The sequence below is a fragment of the Sphingopyxis sp. GW821-FHT12F08 genome (assembly GCF_058806755.1).
In genome coordinates this window covers 249,483-272,559 of the sequence record NZ_JBXAQA010000002.1, presented here as the reverse complement: position 1 = coordinate 272,559, position 23,077 = coordinate 249,483, and the positions used below count along the sequence as shown (strand labels likewise).

Genomic DNA, 23,077 nt, shown 5'->3' with positions numbered 1-23,077 from the left:
GCGCCCGCTCCTACCCCGTGCCCAGATGGCGGAATTGGTAGACGCACCAGCTTCAGGTGCTGGCGATCGCAAGGTCGTGGAGGTTCGAGTCCTCTTCTGGGCACCATTTGTTCTTCCGGCGACGTCCGAGGGCGTTCACGGAAACCATAGCAAAACCTAGAGTTTTTTGCTATAACTCCAAAATAAAATCCGCCGAGGTCCGGGGTCGTTCGAGGCGATACCATGACCCGTCCATCATCCTTTCGGGTGTTTTTGATGGCATCGTGCCGGCGTGATGGACTGGAGTTTGCATCGTGGCGCTAACGAACAGGACCGTGAAAGACGCCCGGCCGAAGGAGAAGCCCTACAAGCTTACCGACATCGATGGTCTCTATCTGCTCGTGCAGCCGAATGGCCGCCAGCTCTGGAGATGGAATTATCGCTATCTGAGCAAGCAAAAGACGGTCGCCTTCGGCATTTGACCCGACATTGAGCTGGATGAAGCGCGGCACCTTCTGGTCAAGGCGCGAAAGGCCTTGGCTGCGGGAAACGATCCCTCTGCAGAAAAGCGCAAGGAGCGTACCGCAGCGATCGGAGCGTCGGCGAACATCTTCAAGAAAATCGCGGAAGAGTGGGTCGCCAAGCAGGAGAAGGAGGGTCTGGCAGAGATCACGCTGGAGAAAATCCGGTGGCTGCTCGCCAAGGCCAACAGGACCATCGGGAATAGCGCGATCGACGAGATCGGAGCACAAGACGTGCTATCGGCCTTGCGCAAGGTGGAGGCTGAGGGCCGCTACGAAAGTGCCCGTCGCATGCGCAGCGTGATAAGTCGCGTGTTCCGTTACGCAATTGCCACCGCGCGTGCGCAACGCGATGTTGCCGCCGACTTGCGGGGCGCCCTGATCACTCCCAAGCCCAAGCATCTTGCTGCTATCACGACGGCCAAGGAAGCGGGCGCCCTGATGCGAGCCATTGAAGGCTATTCGGGTCATGCGATCACTCTTCTCGCTCTCCGGATGACACCGCACGTGTTCGTTCGCCCGGGCGAACTTCGTCAGGCGGAGTGGGATGAATTCGACATCGAAAAGTGTGTCTGGTCGATCCCCGCGGAGAAAATGAAGATGCGGCGTCCCCATCGGGTGCCGCTATCGAAGCAGGTCATGACCATATTGGAAGATCTCGACGCTCTGACCGGCGACGGAAAATATCTCTTTCCGTCGTTTCGAAGCCGTTGGCGGCCAATGTCGGAGAATAGCATCAACGCGGCGTTACGGCGCTTGGGCTATGAGCAAGGTCAAATGACTGCGCACGGATTTCGGGCCATGGCGGCAACGCTGCTCAACGAAATGGGAATTTGGTCGGTTGACGCAATCGAGCGCCAGCTCGCTCACCAAGAAGGTGGCGTGCGTCGCGCCTATGCGCGCGGCGAATATTGGGAAGAGCGGGTCAAGATAATGCAGCACTGGTCTGATCACCTGGATGTTTTGCGCGAAGGAGCGAAGATTGTCACCGGCCGCTTCCCGAGGCGCGAGAATGCGGAATAGGAATGAGGGTCGTTTCTTAGCGACCGCTTTGCGCCTGATTCCGGTCGTAAAGACCGCTCCCCTGCGATCCAAAAGCGGATGTGTGAGTCAGGCTGAAAGCCCCAGGCACACACGGCCGGGCTGCGAAGCCGCTTGTGAAAGCTGCCGGTCGGGCGTTAGGGGTTCGCCATGGTCCAGCGTACTGAGCCCTCATCATCAATCGCCATCCGGAGCCACGGGTGAGCAAGGGAAAGCTTGGCGACGGCGCGCGGCCGACCATGGCAGATGTTGCTCGCGAACTGGGTGTTGCGAAAATCACCGTTTCGCGCGCCCTGTCGAACCATTCGACGGTTAAAGAAAGCACGCGGACGCTGATCCGCGAAACCGCCGAGCGCATGGGCTACCGGCTCAACGTCTCGGCGCGCAACCTGCGGCAACAGCGCACACGGACGATCGCGGTCGTCATCGAAATGACGCCGTCGCACGAACGCCTGATGAGCGAACCTTATCCGCTTCTGCTGCTCGGCGGCATCATGCAGGAACTGACCGGGGCGGGCCAGAATATGGTGTTGACCACCATCGACCTCTTTCTGGAAGCGCCGCCTTCGGCGGACGGCGTGATCCTGCTGGGGCAGGGGGTGCACGACGATGCGGCGGCGGTGATCGAGGCGACCGGGCTGCCTTATGTCGTGTGGGGCGCCGAACATGGTCCGCCCGAACGGATCGTCGTCGGTAGCGACAATCGCGAAGGCGGCCGGCTCGCCGCCGAATATCTGCTGGGGCGCGGGCGCCGCCGCCTCATGTTCCTCGGCGATGCCGGGCACGGCGAGGCCGAAGACCGCCTCAATGGTTTCGAGGCGGGGCTGGCGGGTTCGGGCGCCGCGATCGTCGGCAATATTCCCTGCGCCTTCACCGTCGCCGCAGGCCGCGACGCGGTTGCGCCGCTGCTCGATGGGGAAGGGCTCGCATTCGACGGCATTTTCGCGAGCAGCGATGCGATCGCGATGGGCGCGATCGAGGCGTTGCAGGCGCGCGGGCATGACGTGCCGGGCGACGTGTCGGTGGTCGGCTTCGACGACTCGCCCGGGGCGGCGCTTTTTTCGCCACGGCTGACGAGCATCAGGCAGGACTGGGGCGTCGGGGGCGAATTGCTGGCGCAAAAGGTGCTTGACCTCGTCGCCGGAAAAGCGGTCGAATCGCGCGCGATGCCGGTGGCGCTAATCGTCCGGGACAGCTAGCCGACAGGATTGTTTATCGTTGCCATCCAGTGGTTTCCCGCAAAATGGTATCGATACCTTGACATCGATACCATTTTGCGGGAAACCAGCATCGAGAGCGAAGGACCAAGCAGCCTTCGCCGTGGGTGAGGGTGCGTGGCGACAATCGGAAATCCTTCTGAAGCGATGCGGCTGGTCCGGCTTGGCGATGCCGCGACCGGCGCGCAGGCGGCGGCGCTCTTCGCGCTGGCGAACGGGCTGGTCGGCGTCGAAGGGTTGATCGACGAGCGCGCCGACAGACCCTGCGCCTATCTGCCCGATGCCTATGTCAGCCGGCCGATCGCCTATCATGAAAGCTTTCCCGGCTATGCGAGCGCGACCGACACGCGCGTTCCGTGCCCCAGCCCGGTGCTACTGCGCCTGCATATCGACGGTCAGCCCGTCCATTTCGGCGGCGCCGACCTCGCCGAAACCGAAAGCACGCTCGATTTCGCGACGGGTCAGCTTCGCCGCATCTCGCGCTGGCGGCTTGCCGGCGGCCGCACGCTCGAAATCGCGGTCGACCGCATCGTCCCGCTCACCGGCGGCGCCTGCGTCGCGTCGCGTATCCACCTCCGGCCGATCGATTTCGGCGGCGCGGTCGGGGTGCGGCTGACCTATGGGCTCGAAGGCGCGGGCGGCGCCGAAGCCGACGATCCGCGCATCTCGGCCCGGTTGCGGCCGGCCTGGACCATCGCCCCCCCCCTGCCGGGCGACCCGTCCACGGTCACCCGGTTCGCGCAGGATGCCGTCGAGCTCGCCTATCGCCAGCATGTCGCCGCGCCCGCCGCCGAAGTTACGGCAGAGGGCGCGGGGCATGTCGTGCGCGGCGCGCTGGTCGCCGGCGACACCCTGACGATCGACCGGGTGGTCGCGCTGGCATCCGCCCGCGGCCGCCCGGTCGACCTTGCGGTATTCGACGATGCGGCGGCCTGCTTCGACGCGATCGCCGATGGCCAGCGCGCAGCAGTTGAGGCGCTCTGGGACAGCGCGGCTTTCACGATCGACGGCGACGGTGCGCTGACCGAGGCGCTGCGTTTCGACCTGTTCCAGCTCCGCCAGTCGGCGAGCCGCGATCCGAACCACAGCATCGGCGCCAAGGGCCTGACCGGCGAGGGCTATGAAGGCCATTATTTCTGGGACGCCGAAACCTTCATGTTGCCGGTGCTGGCGTTGCAGGCGCCCGACAAGGCGCGCACGCTGCTTTCCTATCGCATCGGCAAGCTCGACCAGGCGCGCGCACACGCAAGGGCGCTCGGCCATGCGCGCGGCGCGCTCTATCCGTGGCGGACGATCGCGGGCGGCGAATGCTCGTCGCACTATCCGACGGGGTCGGCGCAATATCATATCAATGGCGACATCGCATATGCACTCGCGCTCTATGTCGCGGCGACGGGCGACGAGGCGTTTCGCGCCGAGGCGGCCGAGATGCTGTTCGACACCGCGCGCATGTGGATGGAGATCGGCGCGTTCGACGCGCGGCGCGGCGGCGCCTTCTGCCTCTATGGCGTGACCGGGCCCGACGAATATTCGGCGCTCGTCGACAATGACTTCTACACCAACGCCATTGCGCGCCGGCACCTTGCCTATGCAGCCGCGACGGCGGACTGGCTGCGCGCGCGCGGTGATGATGCGCAGTTGGCCAGCGCGATCGGCCTCGACGACAGCGAAATCGCGGACTGGCGCAAGGCGGCCGACGCGATGTGGCTGCCGGTCGATCCGGCGCTGGGCGTCAATCCGCAGGACGATTCGTTTCTGGGCCGCCCCGAACTGCCGGGCCTCGCATCGCGCGACGGTCACGGCCCGCTGCTCATGCGCTATCACCCGATGATCCTGTTCCGCCACCAGGTCGCGAAGCAAGGCAATGTCGTCCAGGCGATGGCGATGGACCTCGTCGACACGCCGTTGTCGCGGCAGCGGCGGAATTTCGACTATTATGCCCGCGTCACGACGCACGATTCGACGCTCTCGTCGGTGTCTTTCGCGATCGCCGCAGCACGGCTCGGCGACGAGGCGGCGGCGCTCGGCTTCCTGCACGAATGCGCTTTCGTCGATCTCGAGGACCGGCACGGCAACACCTCGCACGGCCTCCACATGGCGGCGCTCGCGGGCAGTTGGCTCGTGCTGGCCGAGGGCTGGGGCGGGCTGCGCCTCGACGGCGCGGTGCCGTCGTTCCGGCCGCAGCTTCCCGCCGCATGGAATGGCTATCGCTTTCGCCTGCAATGGCGCGGCAGCGTAATCGAGCTTGCGGTGGACGCCGCGGGTTGCACCTATCGCCTGCTGTCGGGCGCGCCGCTCGATATCGTCGACCACGGCCGTGCGCTGCGGATCGGCGATGCGCCGGTCGCCGCGCCGCGGCCGGTGCTGAAAGGCGTGATCTTCGACCTCGACGGCGTGCTCACCGATACCGCCGAGGACCATTATCATGCCTGGCAGGCGCTTGCCGACCGGCATGGGCTGGCGTTCGACCGCGAAACCAACCACCAGTTGAAGGGCGTCGACCGCGCGGGTTCGCTGCGCCTGATCCTGGATCAGGCCGGGGCCAAGGTCGATCCCGCGACCTTCGACGCGATGCTGGCCGAAAAGAACGACCTCTATCGCGGACGGCTGGCGGATTATTCGCCCGCGAACCTGTTCCCCGGCGTTCGCGGCCTGTTCGCGGCGTGCCGCGCGGCAGGCATGAAAATCGGCCTCGCGTCGGCCAGCCACAACGCGCCCGACGTCGTGCGCCTGCTCGGCATCGCCGGCGAGTTCGATTTCATTGCAGACGCCGGCGCGGTTGCCCACGCCAAACCCGCGCCCGACATATTTCTGGCCTGTGCCGCCGGCATGGGCCTTTCCCCGGAACAGTGCATCGGCATCGAAGATGCACGGGCCGGAATTTCGGCCATCCATGCGGCGGGCATGGTGGCCATTGGCATCGGGTCAGAAGAGGCGCTGCCCGATGCCGACCTGCACGTCCCCGCCATCGGCGATCTCACGCTCGGCCAGATCCTGTCGACAGAACAGGAAGCGGCGGCGCGCGGACGCCTTTCAATCAGAACAGGTAAAGTGGAGGATATGCCATGTTGAAAAGGACCTATCTGCTGTCGTCGATCGCGCTACTCGCGCTGCCGGCCACGGCTTTCGCCCAAGAAGCGCCTCAGCCCGATGACGCGGCCGCGGCCAATGAAGAGATCATCGTCACCGGCACCGCCGGCGGCGGGATTAACCGGCAGGACGCGGCGTTCGCGATCACCAGCATCAATTCGGACGCGATCGATCGCGCCGCGCCGAACAGCACTGCCGACCTGTTCAAGGTCATCCCGGGCGTGTCGGCGGAAAGCTCGGGTGGCCAGAACGGCGCGAACATCTTCGTGCGCGGCTATCCGTCGGGCGGCGACGCCGAATTCGTCACGCTGACGGTGCAGGGCGTGCCCTTCTTTTCGCCGCCGACGCTGTCGTTCCTCGAAAACACCCAGCTGATCCGCATCGACGAGACGATCGACCGGGTCGAAGCCGTCCGCGGCGGCACCGGCGCGCTGTTCGGCAACGGCCAGCCGGGCCTCACCGTCAACTTCGTCCAGAAGGAAGGCGGGCGCGATTTCGAAGGCCTCGTGAAGGCGAGCATCACCGATTATGGCGACCTGCGCGGCGACATGCTGCTGTCGGGCCCGCTCGGCGAGAACACCAGCTTCATGGTCGGCGGCTATTATTCGAGCGGTGAGGGCATCCGCAGCCCCGGCTTCACCGCCGAAAAGGGCGGCCAGATCACCGCCAACGTCCGCCACGATTTCGGCAAGGGCTCGATCCTCGTCTTCGCGCGCTACCTTAACGACCGCGGCCAGTGGCTGCTGCCGATCCCGGTGATCCGCGACGGCAACAAGGTGCGTCAGTTCGGCAATATCGATCCCGGCACCGGCGTGCTCGCGGGCCCCGAAACGCGGCTCAGCATGCTCCCCGACGGGACGCGCACCGACCTCGCCGACGGCCGCGGTGCAAAGCTGATCAACCTTGGCACCAATTTCGATTATGAGGTCGGCGAGGGTTTCCAGCTGCGCTACCGCGCGAGCTATCTCAAGGGCGATGCCGACACCACGGGGCTCGTCCCCGCCAGCACCGTGACGACCGCGAACGCCTATGCCGCCTCGCTCGGCAGCACCGTCGGCAGCCTGACCTATGTCAACGGCGGGCAGGCGGTCGCCGGCACGCAACAGGTGATCCGCGCGGGCACGTGGATCGTGCGCAAGCAGATCGAGGATTTCACCAACGACCTCGCGGTCGAATGGGAAAGCGGGAACAACAAGTTCACCGTCGGCGCCTATTATTCGGACTTTTCGTCGAACGACCAATGGAACCTCGGCAACGTCCATCTGCTGACCGCCGAAAACCACGGCCGCCTGCTCAACCTGACGCTCGCCAACGGCCAGGTCGCGACGAACAACGGCTTTACCCAAGGATCGTTCTTCAACGTCAATGCCGCTTATGACGGCCGCGAATACGCCTTCTATGCGGTCGACGAGTTCCAGATCACACCTGAATTGCGCTTCGACGCGGGCATCCGCTACCAGAATTACAAGGCGACGGGCACGATCGAGAACAACAGCTCGGTCGACACGGATAACAACCCGAACACACTCTACAACAACGGCACCGCGGTGCTCAACGGCACCTTCCGCAACATCGCGTACAAGAAGGGCGCCTGGTCGTGGACGGGAGGCCTCAACTATGACGTCTCATCATCGGTCGGCGTCTATGTCCGCTATAACCGCGGCAACACCAATCCCTTCTTCGACAATCTGCGCGACGGAATTTTCGTGTCGCCGCGCGTCGACAATTTCGAGGGCGGGGTGAAGGTCCGCACCGACCTCGTGTCGCTCTATGCTACGCTGTTCCACACCAAGTTCGACGGGCTGGTGACCACGGTCATCCAGAACGGCGCACCGGTGGCGGACATCGGCGGCGCGCGTAGCACCGGCATCGAACTCGAAGGGCAGCTTCGCCCGATCGACAATTTCGCCATCGCCTTCTCGGGCACCTGGCTCGATGCAAAGTACCGCGATTTCTTTGCGGGCGGTGGGACGATCGACCTCAGCGGCAATCGCGTTCAACGCCAGCCGAAGTGGCAGTGGCGCGTGACGCCGTCGTACGACATCGAGTTCGGCGACAATAGCAAGGTCTCGCTCTACTCGACCTTCTCCTATGTCGGCGACCGCTTCTCCGACACTGCGAACACCCAGTCGCTGCCGCATTATTTCAAGATCGACGCGGGCGTGACCGTCGACGTCAACGACGCGCTGCAATTAGCGGTCACCGCCGACAATCTGACCGACGAGGTCGGGCTGACCGAAGGCGATCCGCGCACGCTGGGGCAGGCGGGCGGACAGGTCGTCAACGCGCGCCCGATTCTCGGCCGGTCGTTCCGCTTCAGCGCCGCCTATAAATTCTAGAGGATCCATCCCCCCTTGGGTGGCCGCGGCCTCTTCGCGGCCACCCCTTCTTTTTCTGCTAAGGACGGCTGATGGCGCGCACTCGACTGATCGCAGCACTGATCCTGACCTATGTCGCCTTTGCGATGCTGCTCAACAGCGTCGGGACGGTGATCCTCCAGTCGATTTCCAGCTTTGACGTGACCAAGCCCGAGGCGAGCACGCTCGAGGGGTTCAAGGATATCACGATTGCGGTGATATCGTTCCTGACCGCGAGCTACCTGCCGCGGCTGGGCCTTCGCAACGCGCTGATCGGCGCGCTGATCCTCGCGATCGCCGGCTGTATCGTCATGCCGCTCGCCGGCAGCTTCGGCGCCGCGCAGCTCCATTTCGCGATGGTCGGCGCGGCCTTCGCCGTCGCGAAGGTCGCCGTCTATTCAATGATCGGCCTCGTCACCGACAGCCCGCGAAAGCATGCCAGCCTGACCAGCCTGATCGAGGGCATGTTCATGGTCGGCGTCCTGTCCTCCTATTGGGTGTTCAGCGCTTTTATCGATTCGGCCGGTCTGCGCTGGCTTAATGCTTATTGGGTCCTAGCCGGGGTGACCGCACTCGCACTGGCGCTGCTGCTCTCGGCACCCGTCGACGAGCAGCGCGCGCATGAGGGCGAAGACGCGGCCGAAGCCGAGCGCGCGCCGATCCTCGCGATGCTGCGTCTCGCCGCGCTGCCGCTTGTTCTCATTTTCATCCTCTGTGCCTTCGTCTTCGTCCTGATCGAACAGGGCATCGGCACATGGCTGCCGACCTTCAACAACGAGGTTTTGCATCTGCCCGCGCAAATGAGCGTGCAGGCGGCCAGCCTGTTCGCCGCGTGCATCGCGCTGGGGCGGTTCGGGGCGGGGGCGGTGATGGCGCGCTTCGACTGGTATCCCGTGCTCAACATCTGCCTCGTGCTGCTCGCCGCGCTCATCATCCTCGTCCTGCCGCTCGCCGACGGATTGCGGCCGGCACCGATTACCAGCTGGGGCGACGCTCCCGTCGCCGCCTTCCTGTTCCCGCTGATCGGTTTCGCGCTAGCACCCATCTATCCGACGATCATCTCGGTGATGCTGAGCGCGATGCCGAAGCGCAACCACCCGCCTTTGATGGGGCTGGTGGTCGTCTTTTCGGCGCTGGGCGGGACGACGGGCTCGATCGTCACCGGCGCCATCTTCGCTCACCTCGACGGGCGCACCGCCTTCACATTGATGCTCGTCCCGACGGCGGTGCTAGCGGGCGGGCTTTTTTTGCTCCGCCGCAGGATCCAGTTCATCGAAGCTTGATCGCGAAAAAGGACGAAAGGCAGGCGAAGGCCGCAAGGCGACCTTCCGGCCCAGATGATCATGATGATCGGCGAAGCGAGGGGCTGCTTTTCCTGTTCGCTTTCCAGAACCTGTCAGGCAGCTTTCGGCCAATTGCGGCTCGGTGCAGGAATCTTGCCGAGGGAACGCGACTGCGACGCTGCGGCCGGACCAGCTTCGTGACCGGCTCCCAATGCCTAGGTCATTTCACGGTTGTGAAGGCGGCCAAAAGCCGAATTCGCGGTTGCAATCCATCCCCTCAACTCCTGTGCTATCGGGGCTGGGCTTTGACCGCTATGGGGTCATTCCGGATATACGATCTGCGCCGTATGTGATGGTGTGCAATAGGGATTTCGCATAAAGTTTTATACCATAGGACTGTAATAAAACGAAAATATCGTTTCAATGTGAGTCCTTGTTTTGGGAGTCACATTAGAAAACCCCGGAATTCTGCGGCTAAGAGGCGCTGCTTCGAGTCCTCTTCTGGCACCATTTTCCCTGATCTTATGCAGTCTCTCGAGATTTCCCGAGCGGAGCGGGCGGGCGACCTGTCCCGGCGCGTTTCGAGGCTATCGTTCCAACGGCAGCCAAACCGACACGGTCGTGCCCTCGCCCTTAAGCGACGAGCAACCGAACTCGCCGTGAAGCGACCCAATTCGCGCCCGCATGCTGGCAAGCCCTTTGCCGCGATCGTCCAGCGCGGGTGCATCGAAACCGCAGCCGTCATCGCTGACGAACACCCCGACGCCCCATCGCCCGGCGCGTTCTTCTTCCCGGCATCCAAGCGCCAGCGTCCTGGCGCCGGAATGCGAAACGGCGTTGCTCGCCGCTTCCTGAAACACCCGCAGGACGTGCAGCGCCGAGCCTGGATCGAGCCAGGGCAGATTGCGGCACGGCTTGACGTCCCAGCGGATCGCAATCCCCGCCCGCCGCAGGTCGGGTTCGAGCCGGTGGCGGAAATTGGCGAGAAGCAGGACGATGTCTCCGTTGACCGGTTCGAGCGAGTCGACGGTGAGCTTCAAGTCGGAAATGGCGCGCCTGAGCGTGCGGACGGTCGTTCCCGGTTGTCGCTCCTGCTCGGCGATGGCCAGGGCCGTGACCAGGTTGGAGCCGATGCCGTCATGGACCTCGCGCATCAGGCGTTCGCGTTCCCCTTCCAGCGCGCGTTCTACCTCGAGGGTGCGGCGCGCTTCCTCGCTTTGCGCAAGGTCCAGACGCGCCGCCGAAATGCGTTTCTCGAGATCGAGATTCACATTCTCCAGCGATGAAAAGGCGATTACGGCACGCCTGCCGAACGACAGAAGGAAAGCCGCGCAGAACACGATCCCGTTGAACGGCTGGAGGTAAAAGCCGAGCCCGTCCCACCATTCGATGCCCTTGCTGCGGCCCATGTCGTGAATAGAGCCAGCGGTCAGCATCGCGAGGATCAGCAATGTAAGCCAATGCTCGATATCGCGCGAACGCCGGAGGCCGACGAATATCGTGCAGCAAATCAGAAGATTGACGCAATGCGACACAAGATAGAAGGTTCGCATGGCGATCATGTCGAGCAGCAGCATGATAGCGAGGCCCACGCCGACCGCGCTCGCGCCAATGATGATTTTCCAGGCTTGCGGATGCTTCACGAACAACAGGCAAAAACCGAGCGTGGCAATCGTCGCGGGGTAAATGCCGAAGTCCGAGACAACCGCAAAAAGATACTCGTTGGGTGGCGATACCGTGGCAAAAAACTGATAGTCGTTCGCGAACCACACCACAGACGCGAGCGCGAGAGCCAGGAACTCGGGCTCTTTGCGGCGAAACAGCCAGACGAGGAAAGCGACTGCGCCCAATCCCAGCATGGCGTAGTTCGCCATGCGTACCCCGGAATCGCGCCAGAAAAAGCGCCACGCATAGTTGCTCTGGAGTGTACGCTCGGGTCCGATCACGATCGGGCCTGCCTGAAGAATATAGCGCGTGCCGATCCGTACGACGAGTTCGTTATCCCCGTCGCGCAGGACGTGGTTCGGGATCGGGACAAGGTAAGGCCGGTACCATGCCTGCGTTCGCTCACCCGGCTGCGCAAAATTGCGAAAAATATCCGTCCCGTTGACGAAGATCATGACCTGTTCGCGATTGTCCTGGGTGAGCAGCGCCAGCGCTTCTGACGGCAGCGCCGAACGGTCGAACCGCAGGCGCAGCCAGACCGCCTGATAGGCCTGCTGCGTCTTTTGCACGTCGGTCAGGGGCCAGGTGTGGGGAATGGATTGCGGCGTCCATCCCGATGTCGGAATCTCGAGCCCGGAATCGAAAACCGCCTCCGCTTGCCGGAACTCGATCGTCGAGGCCCGGTGCGTCGGGCGTGATGGCGTCGCCTCGGCTCGTTTGGCAACGCATAAAAATGCGCACACCAGCAAAAGCAGCCTAATCGCGGTGGATAAGGCCTCGCGTCGACGCTTCGAACAGGGCTTCCGCACGCGAGTTGACCTCCAGCTTGCGGTAGATGTTCTTGACGTGCGTCGCAATTGTCAATGGCGAGAGGTCGAAAAGCCCGGCACATTCGGCGTTGGAAAACCCGCGGGCGAGCATGTTCAATATATCGAGTTCGCGCTCCGAAAGCGCGACATCGCCCTCCTTCGGGTTGGGCTGCATGCGATCGAGCAATTGCCGCGCGATCATGGGACTGATCGGCGACCCTCCCCGCCGGATTTCGCGAATGGCATCGGCGCATTCCTCGAGCGGCTGGTCTTTCAGCAGATAGCCATGCGCGCCGGCCCTGATGCTATCCAGCACCTTTCGCTGCTCGGCAAAAAGCGTCATCACCAGCACATCGGCATTGGCGAATTTTTGCGCCGATTTCCGGATCAGGTCGATCCCGCTGCCGTCGGGCAGCCCCAGATCGCACAGCAAGACATCATAACCCCCGGCATCGACGAGCTTGCTGCCCTCGGCGAAGGTCATCGCGATCCCGACGATTTCGATGTCGGCGGCATCGGCGAGCGCACGTTCGATCCGGTCGATGGCGCCCTGTTCGTCTTCGACAATGGCAACGCGGATCATCGTTGAACTCCAAAGGGTTTTGGGCAGGAGCGCCCGGCTCTGCTTCGCGCTTATTAACCGCATCGGTGCTGTCTGCCCAATACCCTGATCAGGGTAAGACAGCACTCCGATTGTAGGATTATCAACATGGCCATTGAGGCCGTGAACCGCCGATCACGCATCGGCATGAACCGGATGGATCTGCAAGAGGTATTTACCCATGAATATCTGGACGATCGAAGGCACCTTGACCGCCACCGAAACCAAATGGTCGCGCAAGGGGAAAACCTATTTCGCGCGGCTGGCATTCCAGAAAGCAGATGGCAGCCACGAAGAAATGAAGAAAGTCGTTGTCGACGACAGCGTCGCGGCGGAACTTGTCGCAGACGCAAAGGGGCGTTTCTACCTGTTCAAGTCGATGGGCGTGATGGGCCTGTACGGCATCCGCTTCGCCGAAGGCCGCGAGGTCCATGCCTATCCCGGCGACCAGAGTAAGATCTTCGCATTCATCGCCATCGTCTGGCTCGCCCTTAACATATTGTACGTCAGCACCAGGGACCAAGTTTCGATCCTTGGCCTCATCCTGATGCCGCTCGGCATTTTCGGCTGGTGGTGGTGCCGCAAAGTCCGGCGCGAGATCGAACAGCTCTGGGCAAATGACCCAAGCGAAACCGGGGTCGCCCCTGCGCGGACGCCCGCGTCCATCGTATCGAACTGAACGCGAAAAACGGGAGACCGACCATGACAAGGACCACTGGAATCGCCATCGCCTTGAAAGGAAACGGCATGACCAATGTATCGATGCAAATTCGTGCGGCTTTGCTAACGGGCGCTGCGGTGGGCGCCCTCGCGCTGGGCAGCCCCGCCAAAGCCGACGGCACCGCGCCGTGCAACGTCGGCCCCGGCGTGAATTCCACCGAGTGTGGAGAGAATTCGGCGGCCGACGGGGTCAACAGCACCGCGGTCGGCAACACCGCCGTCGCCCTTGGCGACCTCAGCACCGCGACCGGTGTGCAGAGCCAGGCGCTTGGCGACGAAAGCACCGCGACCGGCTATTTCAGTGGCGCGCTCGGCAACCAGAGCACCGCGACCGGCGCTTTCAGCGACGCCAGCGGCACCAACAGCACGGCCCTCGGGGCAGACAGCGAGGCCAGTTCCCTAAACAGCACCGCAGCCGGGCAGGGCAGCGAGGCCAGCGGCCCAAACAGCACCGCGTTGGGGCAGGCCAGCCGGGCAACCGGCACCCTCAGCACCGCGGTCGGGCGCGCCAGCGTCGCCACCGGCTCAAACAGCACTGCGGTCGGCGGACTCAGCGCCGCCTCCGACACTGCCACCACCGCATTGGGCTATTTCAGCAGTGCATTCGGCGAGAACGGCACCGCCGTCGGTCATTTCGCCATTGCCGGCCTGGGTGGAACCGCGACCGGTCAAGGTGCCGAGGCGACTGGCGAGAACAGCACCGCCATCGGCCGGGGCAGCAGCGCCGAGAGTTTCGGCAGCACGGCGCTGGGCATTTTCAGCAGCGCCACCGGCTCCAGCAGCATGGCCATGGGACGGAACAGCAGTGCCGTTGGTGACGCGGCGATCTCCATTGGCGTGTTCAGCGAAGCCAACGGCGAATCCAGCATCGCCCAAGGAAACCTCGCCGTGGCCGAAGGCTTTGGCGGCATTGCCCTTGGGCTCTCGACCAGGGCCAACGGTGCGAACGCCATCGCCATCGGGACGCAAAGCTTCGCCACCGGCGACGATGGCGTCGCGCTTGGACGGGGCGCGTTCGTTTCGGCCGTCGGCAGCGTGGCGCTGGGCCAAGGGGCAGTTGCGGATCGGGCGAACAGCGTGTCGATCGGCAGCGCCGGTGCCGAACGCCAGCTTACCAATGTTGCCGACGGTACGATGGGCACCGACGCGGTCAATCTCAATCAGCTGAACGCGGCGATTGCGGGGGCCAGCGGCGCGGTTACCGCCGGAACCGGTATCGGCGCGATCCAGGGTACGGCGGGCGGCAATGCGGCCAATGGCGACGGCGCGGTTGCGCTGGGTCAGGGGCAGACCGCCAACGGCAATGGCGCGGTTGCTATCGGCGACCCGAATACCGCGACCGGGACCGGCGCGGTCGCCATCGGCGCGGACAATACGGCAACGGGCGATGGCGCGGTGGCGCTGGGCAATGCCAGCATCGCCAATGGCGCGGGCAATGTCGCCATCGGCAACGGGGCGCAAGCGACGGCGCTTAACAGCGTAGCCATCGGCAATGGCTCGATTGCCAATGTCGCCAATACATTCTCGGTCGGCTCCGTCGGCGGTGAACGGCAGATCGTCAATGTCGCCAATGGCACGGTTGCGGCCGGCAGCACCGATGCGGTCAATGGCGGGCAGTTGTTCGGCGTGCAGACGACGGCCAATACCGCCCTCGCCAATGCCGCGACCGCGCAAGGTACAGCCGACACGGCCCTGGCCGCTGCCGGCGCCGCGCAGGCCACCGCCAATAGCGGCGTGGCTGCAGCCGCTGCCGCGCAGGGTACAGCGAACACCGCGATAACCAACGCCGCTGCTGCGCAATCGACGGCCAATACTGCGCTTGCCAATGCCGCAGCAGCACAAGGCACGGCCAATACGGCTTTATCGACGGCCAATACCGCGAACACCAACGCCGCGGCCGCCCAGACGACCGCGAACACCGCTTTGGCCACCGCCAGTGGTGGCGCAGCGGCGGCGGCGGCGGCACAGACCACGGCCGATACCGCTGTGGCGCAAAATAGCGTCCAGGACACACAAATCGCGGCCATCCAGACGCTGGACACGACGCAGAACAGCCGGCTGACCGTGCTGGAGACGATAAGTCTTAGCGCCATTCCAGCGCTGCAATCTGCAGTCGATTTGCACAGCCAGCAGATCGGCGCACTGACGGTCGGTCAGCGCGAGTCGGTGGGTGGCATTGCTGCCGCGATGGCCTTGGGCGGCACCATGGTCCTGCCCGACCAAGACTTCACGCTATCGGCGAATTTTTCGACCTACCAGGGCCAGCAGGGCTTTTCGGCGTCGCTGGCCGCCCGGATCACGCCGCGGCTTTATGTGTCGGGCGGCATTGCCGGTTCGACGGTGAAAGGCACAACCGGCGGCCGCGTCGGCTTTGCCATCGGCTTTTGATTACCGGGGTCGCACCCACGCGCAACGTCGCGTCCACCCCAGCGAACTGAAGGCAAATAACCGGAGACCGACCATGACAAGGAATATCAGATCCAATATCGCCAACGGCTCGGTATCGGGCCTTGCGCTGGCCATCGCGGTGGCGGCGTCGATGGGCGCATCGACACCCGCTTATGCCGAAACCTGCCTGCTCGACCGCAACGACAATGGTCAGGCCGACGCCGGCGCCGACAATGACGGCGGTGCCGACGACGGCCCGGCGGAAGGCGAGAATAATTTGCGGCTGGCCTGCGGGATCGGCTCGGTCGCGACCGGGACCGGCGCGACGGCGATCGGGCGCGACAGTTCGGCGACGGGCAGCCGTGCTACGGCAATCGGCCTCGAATCCAACGCGGCTGGTGATGGCAGCCTTGCCGCAGGCCGCGTCGCCGAGGCGTTTGGCGTGGCCAGCGTTGCGGTGGGCAGCATTGCCCGCGCGACCCAGGACGGCGCGGTGGCGGTCGGAGGAAATGCGCGTGCGGGCGGTATCCACTCGGTCTCGATTGGTCGCCGTACGACGGCCGATGGTGCCGGATCGATTGCCGTCGGTGGTTCCGAACTCGAAGCGCTCGGCTCAGGCGAGTTCGATTCGGCACGGGCCGACGGCGATGGCGCCGTGGCCATCGGCCTTTCGGCCGCAGCGGCGGGCGAAAATGCCGTTGCACTTGGCCGCACCGCGATAGCGAGCGGTGCCAGGTCGACCTCGCTCGGTTTCCGGACCACCGCAACCGGGACAAACTCCACCGCTGTCGGATTTGGTTCTGAGGCGACCGCCGAGAGAGCCAGCGCTTTCGGTACAAATGCCGACGCAGTGGGAAGCGATTCCGTGGCAATCGGGTCATCGGTCACAGCCTTTGGCCAGGAATCAATCGCTATCGGCCTTCTTTCGCAGGCGATCGGAAACGACTCGGTTGCGCTTGGAGTCGACACGCTTGCCAACGGTGCGCAGAGTACCGCGCTCGGCGCCAATGCGCAGTCCAATGGAGATGTCTCGACCGCTTTGGGCGCAAGAGCCCGCGCGAACGGAGCCCGGTCGATTGCCATCGGCGCCGACGGCGAAGATGGCGAAACGACCGAAGGTGCGGTCGCAGACGGCGAATATTCCGTCGCGATCGGTGCCGATACCGAGGCATCGGGCGAGGTCTCGACGGCGGTCGGTACTTCGTCGGTCGCGAACGGCACGAACAGCGCCGCATTCGGTCATCTGGCGCTGGCGACCGCTGGCCAGGCGACGTCGGTCGGTGGTGTTTCCACCGCGAGCAGCGTCAATTCGAGCGCCTTCGGTTTCCGGTCGGAAGCGACCGACGGGATGGCAACGGCGATCGGTGCATTTTCGGTGGCGTCCGGAGGATTTAGCACCGCGCTTGGTGTAGACACTCTGGCATCGGGGAGTAATGCCACCAGCCTTGGTGCGCGGGCAAATGCGACCGGCGAGATGTCGACCAGCGTCGGTGCTTTTGCCAATTCATCGGGCGACCAGTCGATCGCGATCGGCGGCGACTTCAACGACCCCGACAACATCGGCGCGACCGCCTCGGGCACCCATTCGATCGCGATCGGAACCGAAGCGCGCTCGACCGCGTCCAATTCCGTTAGTGTCGGTGCATTTTCCAATACGTCCAACGTCCTGTCCAGCGCCTATGGCTTCATGGCACAGTCGACCGGCTTTCAATCGACAAGCGTCGGTGCTTTCGCGGGTGCAACGCAGACATTCGCCAGCGCGCTTGGTCATCAGGCCCAGGCAACCGCCATTCGGGCAACGGCACTTGGGAATGCGGCCAATGCCAGTGCGGAGAATTCGGTGGCGCTGGGCGCAGGCTCGGTTGCCAATGAGGCGAACACCGTCTCGGTCGGCGCTGCCGGAAGCGAACGCCGCATCACCAATGTCGCGACCGGCACCACCGGCACCGATGCCATCAACCTCGACCAGCTCAACGCCGCCATCGCCGGTGCGGGCGACGGCGGGGCGGTGACCGCCGGGACGGGTACGGGATCGCTGCAGGGTATTTCCGGCGGCAACGCGGCCAATGGCAATGGCGCGGTCGCGCTGGGTCAGGGCCAGACCGCCACCGGCAATGGCGCGGTGGCGATCGGTGATCCGAACAGCGCCGTCGGGGCGGGCGCTGTTGCCATCGGGGCCGACAATAGCGCCACCGGCGACGGTGCGGTCGCGATCGGCAATCTCAGTATCGCCAATGGCGCGGGCAATGTGGCGCTGGGCAATGGGGCAGAGGCCAATGCCGCGAACAGCGTCGCGCTTGGCGGCGGCTCGATCGCCGATCAGGCGAACACCGTCTCGGTCGGCGCTGCGGGGGCCGAACGGCGGGTCACCAACGTCGCCAATGGCACTGCCGCCACCGATGCCGTCAACCGGAGCCAGCTCGATGGCGTCGCGGCGGCGGCCGCCACGGCCCAGGGCACGGCCGATACGGCGCTTGCCAACGCCGCGGCGGCGCAAGGGACCGCCGATACGGCGCTCGCCAATGCCGCCACTGCGCAGGGAACCGCCGACACCGCCCTCGCCAATGCCGCCACCGCCCAAGGCACCGCCGATATGGCGCTCCTCAACTCGAGCGCCGCGCTCGGTAACTCGAACGCCGCGCTCGCCAGTGCCGCCGCCGCCCAAGGGACCGCGGATACCGCACTCGCCAATGCCGCGACGGCGCAGGGCACGGCCGATACGGCGCTCGCCAACGCGGCAACCGCCCAAGGCACGGCGAACACCGCGCTCGCCAACGCAGCGACCGCGCAAGGAACTGCCGATATGGCGCGGACCGAAGCCGCCACCGCGCTGGCGCGCGCCGACGGCGCCTTTACCGCCGCCTCGACCGCGCAATCGACCGCCGACCTCGCGCGATCCGAGGCCGCGACCGCGCTCGCGACCGCCAACAGTGCCGGGGCCGGCGTCGCCATCGCGCAAGCCCGAGCCGACTTCGCGGTCACGACCGCCACGGCTGCGCAGACGACCGCCGATTTCGCCGCGGTCACCGCCACCGCGGCGCAGACGACGGCCGATGGCGCCGCCACGAGCGCCGGCACCGCGCTGGCCCAGAATGTCGTGCAGGATACGCGGATCACCGCCGTCGAGGACGTCAATGCCACGCAAAATACGCAGATCGGCGCGATCCAGACGGTCAATGCCACGCAGAACACGCGGCTCTCCTCGCTCGAGACGATGACTTCGACCGCGATCCCGGCGCTGCAGGCGCTGACCGCGACCCACAGCGCGCAGATCGGCGAACTCTACGCGATCACCGACCGCGACCGCCGCGATGCCCAGCGCGGCACGGCCACCGCGGTCGCGCTGGTGGCCGCCCCGATGCCGTCGGAACCGGGCAAGACCAGCTACACCTTCAACCTCGCGACCTTCCGCGGCGAACAGGCGCTGGGCGCCTCGATCGCGCACCGCTTCGACACCGGGACTCCCTTCGCCTTCACGGCGGGCGTGTCGCACGCCGGCAACAACAATACCGCCGTGCGCGTCGGCGTGGCGGGCGAGTTCTGACGGCCGCAGGGAATGTCGGGGCGGCCCGACGAGGTCGCGCCGCCCCGATCGACCTTGCAACTGCGGGCCACCTGGGCAGGCGATCCGGCATAAGCCATTGATTTCCGGGGCCGATGGTGCCGCTTACAGGACTCGAACCTGTGACCCCATCATTACGAATGATGTGCTCTACCAACTGAGCTAAAGCGGCAACGATGGGCGCCACTAGCAGCGTGCCGGGTCTAAGACAAGCATCGTCGCGCAGAATCTGGCTGGCATAGCGCCCGGCGGTTTTGTCGGTCTCGAACGGGATTGCGGACGGTGCCGTAAGGCATTTTCCTTTTGAAAATAAGCTTCTGCCATCGGGCGCTGCTTCGCAGCAAACAGCAGGAGTTTACCGTGCCCACGCTATCGGTGGAAAGATCTTGCGCCCGGTCGCTATGAACCCCGGCCGGATCGTTCGCTCGGTTGGCGCCCTATGTCAGGGTCGAATGGACGCGCGGCGTGAGCCTGGTGATGGGCGTCCGCGCCTGGTTCTAGCGCGCGGCGCCCACCGGCTCCTGCGCCAGCACCGTCACCGGCCCGATCAGCCCCGAGGGGCGGAGCGGGGCATCGGCGTGGTAGGTGGGCAGGGTCGTGAAGGCGATCTTTTTCTCGGGCGACCGCGCGTCGCCGATCAGCCGGTTGACCCACAGATTGGCGACGCGCACTTCGAGTTCGTTGGCGCCCGGGCGCGCGAAGGCCGAAATATCGACGCGGTACGGCGCCTTCCACGTGGTGCCCGCGAGCTCGCCGTTCAGCCGCACCTCGGCGACGTTGCCGACGCGGCCGAGGTCGAGCCACAGCGGCTCGCCGTGCGCCGCGGCGGGCAGGGTGAGCGTCTTGCGATAGGTCGCGATGCCCGAGAAGAAGCGGATACCGGGGTCGGCGTGGGTATTCAGCGGCGCTAGCGCGGGCAGGCTGGCCGACGTGGGCGCGCCGCGGCCGGGCTGGAACGCGACGTCCCACGCGCCCGATAGCGTCGCCAGCGCGCGCGACGGGCTGTGCTCGATCGTGCGCGAGGCAGCAGTCGCGGGCTTGCGGAACATGACGAAGAAGGCGTCGTGCGGGAGCATGTCGAGCGGGACGCTGGTGATGCCATCGGCGATCGCATAGCTCGCCGCCTCGGGCGGACTGCCGTCGGCGCGCCAGATTTCGGGGGCTTCGCCCGCGACGCGGAAACGCGCATCGACGCGGCGCGGCGTAGTGCCGCGGTTGCTGAGGAAATAGAGGTCGCCGTCGCCGAGCTGCCGATGGACGAACAGGATTTCGCCGTCGCCTGGTGTGCCCGAATGGGTGAAGTCGGGCCTGATATCGAGCGAGGCGAGGGCGGCCTCGACATCGGCACTTGCGATCACCTTGCCCGCGCCGATATCGGCGGTGCCGCCCCACAGCCGCGCCGCGAGCGCTGCGAAGGCCGCGGGGTCGTCGGCGAGGCTGGGCGTGACTTCGGGTTTTGGCCCGACGACCGTCGCACCGGCCTTCAACAGCGCTTCGAGCCGCCGCAGCACGGGCAAAGTCATCTGCCGGCTGCTGCCGCCGAGATAAAGCAGCCGGTAGCGCGCGCCGCCGCGGCTGACGATCTCGCCGCCTTCGACCGTGAGATCGTGGAGCAGCGCGTCGGCATTGACGAAATCATAGGCGAACGCGCGCGGCGCGTCGGCGACGGGCTGCCGGTTGTAGAGCCCGGTGAGCGGCGCTTCCTCGCCGTAGAAATAGGCGACGTCGGCGACGTTGCGGCCCTGCTGAAGCAGGAAATTGCTGCGCGCAATATAGTCGATCCACGGCTTCGCCATCTCGGCCCAGGTTTCGTGGCGGTTGAAATATTGGCCGAACAGCGCAAGCGACAGCCCCGGCTGCCGGTCGTCGACGGGCTGGTGGACCGAGGTGTGGATGACCGTTCGGTTGATGCCATAAGCGAATTGCAGGTCGACGACGGGCTTGAGGTCGGCGGGCGCGAAAGCCCAGGGTGCGTTGGCCGAGGTCAAGGATTCGGCCGCGACGATTGGCCGGCCATAGAGATGCGCGGCCGACGACGCGCCCTTCATGTCGGCGAGCAGCGTGGTACGCACCCCGCGCCCCTGCTGCCAGGTCCAGAGCGCCGCCATCGGGATGTCGGCGTGGCGGCGCATCGCGATATCGTCGCCGAAAAAGGGGCGGTCGACCTCGAACGCCTCGCCATAGAGCGTCAGCCCGCGGTCGTGCGCGGCGTCGGCGATGACCTTGTAGTGGTCGGACGCCACCAGGTCCGAGAGTGTGCGGCGATAGTCGTAGAGGAATTTCTCGCTGTCCTCGCGCGAACCGACGAGCACGCCGGTGAGCGCGGGGAGCCAGGGCACCGGGTCGTAACCGCGGAGTTGCTTGAAACGCGCGACCATGTCGCCGGTCCAGTTGGCGGGACCCGCCTCGATGCTGTCGGTGAGCATCGCCTGCAGCCCGCGCCTGCCGATCAGGTCGGGTCCCGTGGTATCGGCATAGGTGTCCAGATAATGGTCGATGTAGCGGCGCACCGCGGCACCGTCATATTTGTCGACCTCGAGCCCGGTCGCCTCGCGCGTCGCGGGGTGGTTGAGCGTGCCGGTCAGCGAATAGCCGAGGCGGATCACGCGCCAGTCGCCCGGCGGCGCGGTCCAGTCGAGCCGGCCGTCGGGTGTCATACGATCGGTCAGGTCGATCACCCCGCCGGGCGCGATGGCACCGTCGGAGGGCAGCGCGCGGCCCAGCGCATAATAATCATCGACGAGCACGAACCCCGCCTTCGCCTCGAAGCGGTCGACGCGCGGTTCGCGGTGGAGAGTTAGTTCGCGGATCGGGACGACGGGCAGCGGGGTGGTGTCGACCAGATGTTTCACCGCCCCGGGCGCGCTGCCGATCGCGACGCGCAAATCGTCGACCAGCCGGGTCGGAAAGATCATGCGGAAATGGCGCGCGGTGATCGGGGCGAAGCTCACCGTCGTCGGCACCCCGGTCAGCATCGGCAGTTCGGCGACCGTGCGCCAGCGCGCGCCGTCGTCGCTCGCCTGGAGCACAGGCGAGACGTCGCTCGGGCGATAGACGCGGCCGCGGCTGTCGAGCGCGACGCTGACCGCGCGGATCGTCTGCGGCGCGGGCCAGGCGAAGGCAAGGAAGGCGGGGGCGGTGTCCGACCCGCGCGGCAGGTCGATGCTCGCACCATAGCCGCCGTCGGTGAGCAGCGCGGCGTCGACGGGGCCGGACGCGTTCGAGCTGACCCGTGGCGATGGCATCGACGCGGCGTCGGCGACCGGATAGGCGAGCACGCGCGCGTCGGCGTAGAAATCGGGGATCGGCGTCGCGGGCTGGGTTGCGGTGACATGCTTCATCGGCTGCATGTCCTGGAAGGTGCCGGTGTTGCCCGGCGGGCGTGGCAGCGTGCCGGTGAAGCGCGCGCCGCCGCGAACGGGGGTCTCGCTCCAGACGAGCTTCTTCATGCCGTCGGCGGGCGGAACCCACGGGCCGCCCGTCTCGCTCCACCCCGCCGACGAAGCGATCGCGAGCTCGAGGCCCTTTTGATCGGCGAGCTCGGCGGCGAGGCGGAAGGCGCGTTTCCACGCGGGGGTCATATAGGCGAGTCGATTGTCGACCATCTGCGGCGTTTCGAGCGCGGCGTCGAAATTATGGAGCCCGCCGATGCCGATCCGCGCCATCCAGTCGATGTCCTTGCGGATGCCATCCTCGGTGACATTGCCGTTCATCCAGTGCCACCAGACGCGCGGGCGCGCCGGGGCGGGCGGGTCCTCGAAGGCCTGGAGGAGTGGATCGGGCCGTTCCTGTGCCGGGGCGGGCAGGGAAATCGACAAAAGGGCCGCCAAGACCGCGGTGGTTC

At 65.5% G+C, this 23,077-nt stretch carries 12 protein-coding genes and 2 tRNA genes; 10 read left to right on the top strand and 4 right to left on the bottom strand.

Features of this window, described 5'->3' with window-relative positions; all coding sequences use genetic code 11:
* Positions 1–19: 19 nt before the first annotated feature.
* From AC1RNQ_RS06165 to AC1RNQ_RS06135, 7 genes are all read left to right on the top strand, one after another.
* Positions 20–106, top strand: a tRNA-Leu gene (locus AC1RNQ_RS06165).
* Positions 107–293: 187 nt separating this feature from the next.
* Positions 294–461: an Arm DNA-binding domain-containing protein gene (locus AC1RNQ_RS06160; RefSeq protein WP_493169744.1), complete on the top strand. Its 168-nt coding sequence runs from the start codon at positions 294–296 to the stop codon at positions 459–461.
* Between the two features lie 54 nt (positions 462–515).
* Positions 516–1,523 carry a tyrosine-type recombinase/integrase gene (locus AC1RNQ_RS06155; protein WP_493169743.1) on the top strand — a complete coding sequence of 336 codons (1,008 nt, stop codon included), beginning with the start codon at positions 516–518 and terminating at the stop codon, positions 1,521–1,523.
* Between the two features lie 257 nt (positions 1,524–1,780).
* Positions 1,781–2,740, top strand: a complete 960-nt coding sequence (locus AC1RNQ_RS06150) for a substrate-binding domain-containing protein (RefSeq protein WP_493169741.1) — start codon at positions 1,781–1,783, stop codon at positions 2,738–2,740.
* Between the two features lie 135 nt (positions 2,741–2,875).
* Positions 2,876–5,830: a beta-phosphoglucomutase gene (gene pgmB / locus AC1RNQ_RS06145; RefSeq protein WP_493169740.1), complete on the top strand. Its 2,955-nt coding sequence runs from the start codon at positions 2,876–2,878 to the stop codon at positions 5,828–5,830.
* Positions 5,824–8,187 carry a TonB-dependent siderophore receptor gene (locus AC1RNQ_RS06140; RefSeq protein ID WP_493169739.1) on the top strand — a complete coding sequence of 788 codons (2,364 nt, stop codon included), beginning with the start codon at positions 5,824–5,826 and terminating at the stop codon, positions 8,185–8,187. Before pgmB ends, AC1RNQ_RS06140 begins: the two co-directional genes overlap by 7 nt.
* Positions 8,188–8,258: 71 nt before the next feature.
* Positions 8,259–9,488 carry an MFS transporter gene (locus AC1RNQ_RS06135; protein ID WP_493169738.1) on the top strand — a complete coding sequence of 410 codons (1,230 nt, stop codon included), beginning with the start codon at positions 8,259–8,261 and terminating at the stop codon, positions 9,486–9,488.
* A 587-nt stretch (positions 9,489–10,075) separates the two neighbouring features.
* Here the strand turns inward: AC1RNQ_RS06135 and AC1RNQ_RS06130 are convergent.
* Together AC1RNQ_RS06130 and AC1RNQ_RS06125 are read right to left on the bottom strand one after the other, a co-directional pair.
* The gene (locus AC1RNQ_RS06130; RefSeq protein WP_493169737.1) at positions 10,076–11,896 is read right to left on the bottom strand and encodes a sensor histidine kinase; all 1,821 of its coding nucleotides are present in this window, start codon (positions 11,894–11,896) and stop codon (positions 10,076–10,078) included.
* Positions 11,897–11,909: 13 nt separating this feature from the next.
* On the bottom strand, positions 11,910–12,545 hold the full coding sequence (locus AC1RNQ_RS06125; protein ID WP_493169736.1) for a response regulator transcription factor: 636 nt from the start codon (positions 12,543–12,545) through the stop codon (positions 11,910–11,912).
* Positions 12,546–12,744: 199 nt separating this feature from the next.
* On the opposite strand from AC1RNQ_RS06125, the gene AC1RNQ_RS06120 reads away from it, so the two are divergent.
* The 3 genes from AC1RNQ_RS06120 to AC1RNQ_RS06110 all read left to right on the top strand — a co-directional run bounded on the left by AC1RNQ_RS06120 (position 12,745) and on the right by AC1RNQ_RS06110 (position 19,215).
* Positions 12,745–13,242, top strand: a complete 498-nt coding sequence (locus tag AC1RNQ_RS06120) for a hypothetical protein (protein WP_493169734.1) — start codon at positions 12,745–12,747, stop codon at positions 13,240–13,242.
* 23 nt (positions 13,243–13,265) lie between these two features.
* A complete protein-coding gene (locus tag AC1RNQ_RS06115; RefSeq protein WP_493169733.1) occupies positions 13,266–15,671 on the top strand; it encodes a hypothetical protein in 2,406 nt (801 codons plus the stop codon).
* 73 nt (positions 15,672–15,744) lie between these two features.
* A complete protein-coding gene (locus tag AC1RNQ_RS06110) occupies positions 15,745–19,215 on the top strand; it encodes a hypothetical protein (RefSeq protein WP_493169732.1) in 3,471 nt (1,156 codons plus the stop codon).
* 114 nt (positions 19,216–19,329) lie between these two features.
* Here the strand turns inward: AC1RNQ_RS06110 and AC1RNQ_RS06105 are convergent.
* Both AC1RNQ_RS06105 and AC1RNQ_RS06100 read right to left on the bottom strand, forming a co-directional pair.
* A tRNA-Thr gene (locus AC1RNQ_RS06105) sits at positions 19,330–19,405 on the bottom strand.
* 325 nt (positions 19,406–19,730) lie between these two features.
* The gene (locus AC1RNQ_RS06100; RefSeq protein ID WP_493169730.1) at positions 19,731–23,051 is read right to left on the bottom strand and encodes a glycosyl hydrolase; all 3,321 of its coding nucleotides are present in this window, start codon (positions 23,049–23,051) and stop codon (positions 19,731–19,733) included.
* Positions 23,052–23,077 lie beyond the last annotated feature (26 nt).

What these genes read in the sequence shown, in the direction of transcription:
- AC1RNQ_RS06150 (WP_493169741.1), top strand. Translation starts at nt 1,781, where the DNA reads ATGGCAGATGTTGCTCGCGAACTGGGTGTTGCGAAAATCACCGTTTCG.
- AC1RNQ_RS06140 (WP_493169739.1), top strand. Translation starts at nt 5,824, where the DNA reads ATGTTGAAAAGGACCTATCTGCTGTCGTCGATCGCGCTACTCGCGCTG.
- AC1RNQ_RS06135 (WP_493169738.1), top strand. Translation starts at nt 8,259, where the DNA reads ATGGCGCGCACTCGACTGATCGCAGCACTGATCCTGACCTATGTCGCC.
- AC1RNQ_RS06125 (WP_493169736.1), bottom strand. Translation starts at nt 12,545, where the DNA reads ATGATCCGCGTTGCCATTGTCGAAGACGAACAGGGCGCCATCGACCGG.
- AC1RNQ_RS06120 (WP_493169734.1), top strand. Translation starts at nt 12,745, where the DNA reads ATGAATATCTGGACGATCGAAGGCACCTTGACCGCCACCGAAACCAAA.
- AC1RNQ_RS06115 (WP_493169733.1), top strand. Translation starts at nt 13,266, where the DNA reads ATGACAAGGACCACTGGAATCGCCATCGCCTTGAAAGGAAACGGCATG.
- AC1RNQ_RS06110 (WP_493169732.1), top strand. Translation starts at nt 15,745, where the DNA reads ATGACAAGGAATATCAGATCCAATATCGCCAACGGCTCGGTATCGGGC.